Annotated in this window: 3 protein-coding genes; all 3 read left to right on the top strand. The window is 37.8% G+C overall.

Translation table 11 applies throughout. The features are described from left to right. Positions 1 to 408, top strand: a 408-nt coding sequence (locus tag ACKI5B_RS11690) for a leucine-rich repeat domain-containing protein (protein WP_407428954.1), incomplete at its 5' end; no start/stop codon positions are given. Positions 409 to 652: 244 nt separating this feature from the next. Beyond that, positions 653 to 904, top strand: coding sequence for a hypothetical protein (locus tag ACKI5B_RS11685; RefSeq protein WP_407428952.1), 252 nt, complete (start codon positions 653 to 655; stop codon positions 902 to 904). Positions 905 to 914: 10 nt separating this feature from the next. After that, positions 915 to 1,200, top strand: a 286-nt coding sequence (locus ACKI5B_RS11680) for a hypothetical protein (protein ID WP_407428950.1), incomplete at its 3' end; no start/stop codon positions are given.

Below are 1,200 nucleotides of genomic sequence, written 5' to 3'. Positions count from 1 at the left end.
AAGATTCCTGAGAATGTCACAAGTATTGCAGGGGAAGCATTTGCTTTTTGTGATAATTTAGAATCGATTGTGCTTCCGCCAAGATTGAAGAAAATCTCGCACCATCTGTTTGCTGAATGTAAATCATTAAAATCTGTTGTGCTTTCGAAGTCTGTAGAAGAAATAGAAATGGGGGCTTTTTATAATTGTGAATCCTTGAAATCAGTAAAGCTTCCGAAAAATCTAGAAAAGATTGGATATCGTGCATTTTACGGCTGCAAGAATTTAAGAAAAATCGGAATTCCTGCAAGTGTTAAAGAAATCGATGTCGATGCTTTTAATTGTGATAATCTTATTTTGATTGTAAAACGAGATTCTTATGCTGCAAAATGGGCAAAAGAAAATGGAATGAAATACAAGGAAAAATAAATGATTTGTAGATTCTGTGGTGATAACTTAAAAAGCGTGAATCAAAAATTATTCTCTTCGCTTGGTGAACGCTGTAACGGAAATCCAAGTGGCAAACATATTGGTGTGACAGATTGTGTTTGTTGCGTTTATTGTGGTGACGAAGCAAGACCGCAGAATGGAAGGTTGATTACTAAACTTGGCTTTCAATGCAAAAATTCCCCGACAGGCGGGCATTGCTTGCAGTAAAACAAGGAGGCACAATATGAGCATGGATTACAGAATCCCAGATCCGAACAAAAAAATCACCGACAAACTCGTTCTGGACTTTGCCAGAAAATCATCTGATGAATACAAGAATAATTCCCTCACCGTTCTTCGTGACAATGGCGATTCCTACACAGTTCTTGTCACAGTCAAAGATGAAAAAACAGGCGAAGTCACGCAGAGAGAAGAAACTATTTCTCGTGAAGCATTTGAGACTGCTGTAAAAAAGGGATATTTGAAAAAGCAATAGGGGAGTGCTCATGTTTGAAGAGATAAAGTCTTTTTGGCAGAAGGAAAAACTCTGGAATGACTGTGTTTTTTATTCAGGTCCGCTTAAAAAGGCGTACACTGCCTTTAAGCCGTGCAGGCACTTCAGAAAATTGGGCGACAGCGGGGCTGAGGCATTCAAAATGCGTGTCGGTTTTAGAGATATCCAGATTATAAAATTCGACATGATGAAATTATATGGAATAAACACCAAAGAAATGAACAGATTATTTGGTCGGGATAATGAGGCATTTATTTCTTTAGCTTTAGCTGGTTCTA

This window comes from Treponema sp. (assembly GCF_045657965.1).
In the GTDB taxonomy this organism is placed as follows: Bacteria; Spirochaetota; Spirochaetia; order Treponematales; family Treponemataceae; genus Treponema_D.
The sequence above is the reverse complement of the archived record's forward strand: the minus strand, read 5'-3'. Positions and strand labels throughout refer to the sequence as shown.